Raw genomic sequence first — 6,751 nt, forward strand, 5'->3', positions numbered from 1 at the left:
TTATTGAGTGGGTCTGGGGCCTGCAACGGCCGGGGCAACGCCGGCCCGGAGGCTCAGGAGCGTGGCCAGCAGCACCAGCAGCGCCGCCAGCCCGGCCCGGGCCGGCACGGCCTCCCCGAACCACCACACACCCCACAGCGCCGCCAGTGGCACCTGCACATAGCTGATCGCCGTGGCCCGGGCGGCCGCCATTCCCATCAATCCGTAGGTGAGGGCGATCTGCCCCAGCTGGGTGAAGACCCCCACCCCCAGCAACCAGCCGAACTCAGCGGCCGTGGGGACAACCGGCTGCAGCAGCACCAGCGGCAGGCTGAGCGGCAGGGCCATCAGCGGGAAATAGAACACCACCACCAGGGGATGCTCGCTGTTGCGCAGGGCGCGCACACTCACGTAGGCCAGGGCCGAGAGCAGGGCACCGGCCAGGGCGAACAGCAGCGGCAGGACCGGCAGACCGGCGCCAACGCCAGCCGCCGCGCCGAGCCCGCCCGGAGCGGCCAGCACCGCCACTCCCAGAAAGCCCAGCAGCACAGCGCCCCAGACCCGCCAGCCCGGCCTCTCGGCCAGCAGCGGCCAGGCCAGCAGGGCCGTGAAGGTGGGGTGGAGGTACTGCAGGACCGTGGCCACCGCCAGCGGCAGTCCGATCAGGGCCAGATAGACGCAGTAGAGACCGGCGGTGCCGAGGATGCCGCGCCCCACCAGCAATCCCCGCCGTTGACCCCAGGGGTTGAGACCAGCACGCCGCAGCATCCACCAGCTGATCAGCAGGCTCACCACCGACCGGGCCAGCACGACCTCCGCCACAGGCAGGCGGCCGCCCAGGGCCTTGACGCACACACCCATCAGGCTGAAGGCCAGGGCGCTGGCGACCATCCACAGGCCCGCCCGCCAGGCCGGGGGCTGCGCCTGATCGGAGTTGCACCACTTCTGGTGTGGTGCGGCAGAATGGTGGCCATAGCGACCCCAGTGGTAGCGCCAGCCCTTGAGCCAGTCCCAGCCCCACGCCCGCCTCCATCCCCGCACGATCGAAGCGGTGAAGGAGCGCGCTGACATCGTTGATGTGGTGGGCGAGCACGTGGTGCTCAAGAAGAAGGGGCGGGAGTTCGTGGGGATCTGCCCCTTCCACGACGACAAATCGCCGTCGATGACGGTGTCACCCGCCAAGCAGTTCTACTACTGCTTCTCCTGCGGAGCCGGCGGCAACGCCATCAAGTTCCTGATGGAGCTGCAGCGCACCAGCTTCAGCGAGGTGGTGCTGGATCTGGCGCGGAAGTACCAGCTGCCGGTGGAAACGGTGGATGGGCCCCAGCAGGAGCGGCTGCGCAAGCAGCTCTCCCGCCGCGAGGCGCTGCTGCGCGCCCTGGGCCTGGCGGCGGGTTGGTTCCGCAGCCAGCTGCGCAGCCCCGAAGGCGCCGGCGCCCTGGCCTACCTCACTGCTGAGCGGGGCTTGAGCGAAGGCACGATCGACGCCTTCGACCTGGGCTATGCGCCCGAGCGCTGGGATGAACTGCTCAACCACCTCGGCCAGGTGGAGAACCTGGCGCCGGAACTGCTTGAGGCGGCCGGGCTGGTGGTGCCGCGCAAGGGCGGAGATGGCTTCTACGACCGCTTTCGTCACCGGGTGATGGTGCCGATCCGCGACCGCCAGGGCCGGGTGATCGGCTTCGGCGGCCGCAGCCTCGATGGCGGCGAACCGAAATACCTCAACTCCCCGGAAACGGAGGTGTTCGAGAAGGGCAAGCACCTGTTCGGCCTGGATCGGGCCAGCAATGCCATCCGCAAGGACGACCGGGCTGTGGTGGTGGAGGGCTACTTCGATGTGATCGCCCTCCATGCCGCCGGCATCACCAATGCGGTGGCGTCGCTGGGAACGGCCCTGAGCAGCCAGCAGATCACCCAGCTGTGCCGCTGCTGCGACAGCCGCCGCCTCGTGCTCAATTTCGACACCGACGGTGCCGGCGTGCGCGCCGCCCAGCGGGCGATCGGCGAGGTGGAGCAGCTGGCGCTGCAGGGCCAGCTGGAGCTGAGGGTGCTGCACCTGCCCGCCGGCAAGGACCCTGATGAGTTCCTGCGGCAGCACGGCGCCGGCGAGTACCGAGCCCTGCTGGATCAGGCGCCCCTCTGGCTCGACTGGCAGATCGAGCAGGCCCTGGACGGCAAGGATCTGGCCCGCTCCGACCAGTTCCAGCAGGCGGTGGCCTCGCTGGTGGAACTGCTGGGCAAACTGCCCCAGAGCGCCGTGCGCAGCCACTACCTGCAGCAGGTGGCCGAGCGGCTCAGTGGGGGGCAGGCGCGGCTGGCGCAGAAGCTGGAGGAAGACCTGCGCCAGCAGGTGAAGGGCGAGCGCTGGCATGGCAGGGCCAGCCGCTGGGAGCAACCCGGCGAGATCGGCCTGCGTGAGCGCGCCGAAGCGGAGCTGCTGCGGCTTTACCTGCATGCAGGCCGCCACCGGGGAGCGATCCGGCGGGAACTGCGCCAGCGGGAGCTGGAGGATTTCGCCATCGCCCACCACCGCCTGCTCTGGGCGAGCATCAGCGACCTGGAGGAGGACAACCTGGGCGTGGGCCGGCTGGAAGCGATCAACCGGGGCAGTGATCCGGGCGACGACCTGGCCGATCTGGATCTGCCGCGACTGTTGAGCGACCGCCTTCTGGTGGAGGAAAGCGACCTGCTCAATCGGCTCACCCCGCTGCTGGAGCCAAGCGAACTGCAGCGGATGGCCCTGGCTGAACCCCTGCTGCAGCTGCGCGGCACCACGGCCGTGCTGGAACGCCAGCGCAGCCTCAAGCGCTGCCGCCACCTGCTCGATGCCTGGGGCTCCCAGCGGCTGGAAACGCTGGAACGCTGCATCGCCCGGTTGCTGGAGGAAAGCGAGGCGGAAGCCAGCGCTGCCGCCGCCCTGAGCATGGAAAGCCGGATCGACCTGATGTTTGCCGAACTGAACGGCGATGCCCTGCGCTTCCAGGAGCTGTACTACAACGAACGTCGCCACATCAGCCACCTCGATCAGCAGCGCTGCGCCGATCCCCTGGCAGCGGCGCGGCTGGCCAGCTGAGCCGCACCCCCGTCTTCGCCCCGCAACCCCATGGCCCCAGGCAAACTCCGCTTTCGCATCTGCACGGCGGCGGCTTTGGGCAGCGCCGCCGGGCTGCTGACCCTGGCGGGCTCCCTGGGGACCGCATCCGCGCAGCCGAGCGGTCCGGCTCCCCGGATCCGGCAGACCGTGGCTCCGATCGCCACGCCGAACCCCGTCCTGGAGGCAGCACTGCGACAGGACCTGTTCCCCGTAGCGGTGGTGGACGGCCAGGGCCATGGTCCTGATCCGGGCACGGCGGAATGGCGACAGGCTGAGATGCATCAGCGCCGCAATGCCTGCCGGGCGGCTGGCCCCTTGCACTACGCCTACAACCGCATCGACCTGAACGGAGACCGGCAGGACGAGCTGGTGGCCACCGTGATCGGCCCGTACACCTGCGGCACCGGCGGCTGCAACGCCTATGTCTTCCAGAGCGGCCCCAAGGACAGGGGTCTGCGCCTGGTGTCCCGGATGTCGCTGTTCAAGCCGCCCCTGGTGGTGAGCGACCAGCGCCACAACGGCTGGAGAGACCTGATCAGCAGGGTGCGGATCGATGCGGGCCACGGCTATTACGCCCGGCTGCCCTTCAACGGCAGCGCCTACCCGAGCAACCCTTCAACGCCCCCGGCCGAGCCCCTGCGCCGGGTCGTGTCGGGCGTGGCCATGCTCGACACCGACAACGACGCCAGCCCCAGCCATCCCCTGCCCTGCGAATGAACTGGCATCACTGAGCCGGCCGGGGAGGGCACCGGTCTCGGATCTGCAAGCCCTGGTGGGACCACACAGCTAGTGAGTGACCTGGCGTGCTGACCACCAGAGTTCAGGCGCGCTTGATCAGGCGCAGGATGACAAGGAGGATCACGGCGCCAAGGGTGGCCACCAGGATGCTGCCCAGCACACCGCCTCCGACGGCTCCACCCAGGCCGCCGAAGAACTGGCCACCGATCAGGGCCCCGATGATGCCGACGACCAGATCACCGATCAGGCCGAATCCACCCCCTTTGACCAGGACACCCGCCAGCCAGCCGGCGATCACACCCACCAGAAGAAACCAGAGAACGTTCATGAGCACTCACCATCAGTTCTGAGGATCAGAAGCAACGTAGACGTGAGGCTGGTGTCAGCGCTCAGAGGGCATGATCTGCTTAGAAACTCGTTGTTATTCCTGACCCTTCATCACACACATTGATCTCAGCTGGACGCAAGACCGCTGCCCTGGCAGCAGCACGATTGCCCCTGGTAGTGCACTGCGATCATTGAACACTCCTCAACAGAGGCGACGGCGATAGCCGGCCGCTGCACTAATTGGTTGGACGGCGGTGCATAACGTCGCAGAAGCATGTCAACACATAGCTCGCTCTTTGCCGAGCAGGAGGATCTTGACATCACCTCCAGCCTGGGCGCTGGCCCAGAGCAGATAGGGTGCAAGGAAGATCATGCCGCCTAAGGACGCGACGACACCAAGTGCGATTGCAGCTCCGGTGAACTGATGGCGCCATGCCACCCAGATGCCCGATAGCCCGAGAAAGGTCATGAAGTCAAGGTTGAACTGGCCCGACCAAGTCATTTCCGTAATGTTGGAAATGGCGATCGGAAAAAAATTCAACCCATGATTGATGCCGACCACCAGCGTTTATCCAGCAAGGCAAGCAAGGACGACAACAAGATACAAACGAAACGTAGTCATTACTCTTCTCCTTTTCGTGGTTGTCAGAGCGTCAGGTCAATGCACAAGGGTGAAGCAAAGTGGCGGTCCGCCAGAGCCGACGCCTACAGGGAATGGTTGGTTGCATGGCCGCACATTACCCAAAGCTCTCGTCGTTGTGCAACCAGCACTCTGGAACGTACCTTTCCATACGACCAGGGATGACTGCCTGATTCAAGCGATGCCTGGCGAAGGCCTCTACAGCACCTTCTGACGTCCAACGCTCCAGATCAGCGGCGGAGGAGAATCTTTCACTGCGAAAGGGGCCTGTAAATCCCTACCGCTGTAGCTGGTTGTTCGCCGACCGGCCTTCACTGCAGGTCAGATTTACAGAAGGTGCTGGCACAACACTGGCATCCTGATAGGAGCAGCGGATGGGGCGCTTTAAGATTGCAAATTCTATTCATAGGTGAGCCCAAAGACCGTATCCGCCATCCAGTGGCGGAACGAGTCGTTGTCCATGAATTGCTTGAAGAGTTCCATATCGTCCTTGAGCACATCCGTCATCACACGGGTCAGTGCCTTGTCATGTTCGATTCGCGCATTCTGCTTGTCGGAGTTCTGGCGGGCATTCTGGTAGGCAGGGTCGGCTGAAACGCGCCTGGGGATGTCTTCGGTGATCAAGCGGTTGACGCGATCCTCGTCGGTCCACTCGATGTTGCCGAACTGGTCGTTGAAAACCTTCAGGATGTTAGAAAGCCGATCGAGCTCAGGCTCTGGTTTGCGCCCTCCACCGGCGGTTGGAACTGGTCCGATTTCCGCGTCCTCATCGGGGAGCTGAATCCTGATGGCTGCCTGCTTCTCGACGCGGTAACTGTCCATGTCGATCGCTTCGAGGATGCCGGCTGAGAGGTCTTCTTCAATGGGAGCTGGCAGCTTGGAGATCAGGAAGTTCAGAAGGATCGAGAGCTTCTCCCAATCGGCGTTGGTGTAGGGAAGAATCGAGGAAAGAAACCCATAGGTACGGATGAAGGCCTTGGCCTTGCTCTTGAAGTCAACCTGGCCGTCTTCATCGAGCTGCTCCTTATACACCGCCACGCAGGCATCGAGGATGGGGTCGAGTTGATCGCGATCGGCACCACCGAGATACAGGTCCACCAGTTCGTCAACCTGCTGCTGGTCGTAGACCTGATAGGCATCGAGGGCTGCCTTCAGATCGTGGAGCTTGTTGGGATCGGTTTCCTCGGCGAGGATGGTGGTGCGGTAGTAATCCGCGAAGGACTGCTGGATAGTGTTGACGTCGTTCATGAAGTCGAGCACGAAGACGTCGTGTTTTTTGGGGTGAGCGCGGTTCAGCCGTGAAAGCGTTTGCACAGCTTTGATGCCGGAGAGCACCTTGTCGACATACATCGTGTGCAGCAGCGGCTCGTCGTAGCCGGTCTGGAACTTGTCGGCACAGATCAGAAAGCGATAGGGATCGCCCTGGATCTTGTCGGGGATCTGGCTCGATGGAAACCCATTGAGGGAGGCTTCTGTCACCTTGGTTCCGCCGTATTCGTGCTCACCGGAGAAGGCGACGATGGGCAGATAGCGGCTCTTGCGTTCGCTGAGATAGCTGCGAAAGGCGTGGAAATACTGGATGGCCCGTTCGATACCATTGGTGACCACCATGGATCGGGCTTCCCCTCCAATCTTGTTCAGGGCCAGTACCTGCTCGTGGAAGTGGTCCACCATGATCTCCGCCTTGAGCCCGATCGCATGCTCATGGCTTTCCACGTAGCGGCGGAGTTTCTTCTTCGCGCGTTTGCTGTCGAACTCGGGATCACTCTCCACCTTCTTGATGAGCTTGTAGTAGCTCTCCACCGGTGTGTACTGGCGCAGCACATCGAGGATGAAGCCCTCTTGAGGAACCCCTGAAAAACCCGCTAAAATCAATCCAGATCCAAGTCTGAGACTGGAACGGATGGCCGCCCCTCTCCAGCTGGGCTTCACGGACTACGAACAGATCTACGCCAAGAAACGAACGCGTCGCC

General features: G+C 64.0%; 6 protein-coding genes. 2 read left to right on the forward strand and 4 right to left on the reverse strand.

The window, feature by feature from the left end; genetic code table 11:
- Entirely contained in the window at window positions 1-870 is an 870-nt protein-coding gene (locus KBY93_RS11160; protein WP_255094477.1) for a DMT family transporter, read from the reverse strand.
- Window positions 871-979: 109 nt separating this feature from the next.
- Here KBY93_RS11160 and dnaG point away from each other — a divergent pair, with 109 nt between their 5' ends.
- Complete coding sequence (gene dnaG, locus KBY93_RS11165) at window positions 980-3,052, forward strand: DNA primase (protein WP_255094478.1); 2,073 nt, start codon at window positions 980-982, stop codon at window positions 3,050-3,052.
- A gap of 30 nt (window positions 3,053-3,082) precedes the next feature.
- Window positions 3,083-3,790, forward strand: a complete 708-nt coding sequence (locus tag KBY93_RS11170) for a hypothetical protein (protein WP_255094479.1) — start codon at window positions 3,083-3,085, stop codon at window positions 3,788-3,790.
- A gap of 103 nt (window positions 3,791-3,893) precedes the next feature.
- Here KBY93_RS11170 and KBY93_RS11175 read toward each other — a convergent pair whose 3' ends face one another.
- The 3 genes from KBY93_RS11175 to KBY93_RS11185 form a co-directional block, all read right to left on the reverse strand.
- Window positions 3,894-4,139 (reverse strand): GlsB/YeaQ/YmgE family stress response membrane protein, encoded by a 246-nt coding sequence (locus KBY93_RS11175; RefSeq protein ID WP_255094480.1) that lies wholly within the window; start codon window positions 4,137-4,139, stop codon window positions 3,894-3,896.
- Window positions 4,140-4,415: 276 nt separating this feature from the next.
- Window positions 4,416-4,700: a hypothetical protein gene (locus KBY93_RS11180; RefSeq protein WP_255094481.1), complete on the reverse strand. Its 285-nt coding sequence runs from the start codon at window positions 4,698-4,700 to the stop codon at window positions 4,416-4,418.
- Between the two features lie 477 nt (window positions 4,701-5,177).
- Entirely contained in the window at window positions 5,178-6,710 is a 1,533-nt protein-coding gene (locus KBY93_RS11185; RefSeq protein ID WP_255094482.1) for a UvrB domain 3-containing protein, read from the reverse strand.
- Between the last annotated feature and the right edge of the window lie 41 nt (window positions 6,711-6,751).

Origin of the sequence: Synechococcus sp. J7-Johnson (assembly GCF_024345795.1) — a bacterium.
Classification (GTDB): domain Bacteria; phylum Cyanobacteriota; class Cyanobacteriia; order PCC-6307; family Cyanobiaceae; genus Regnicoccus_A.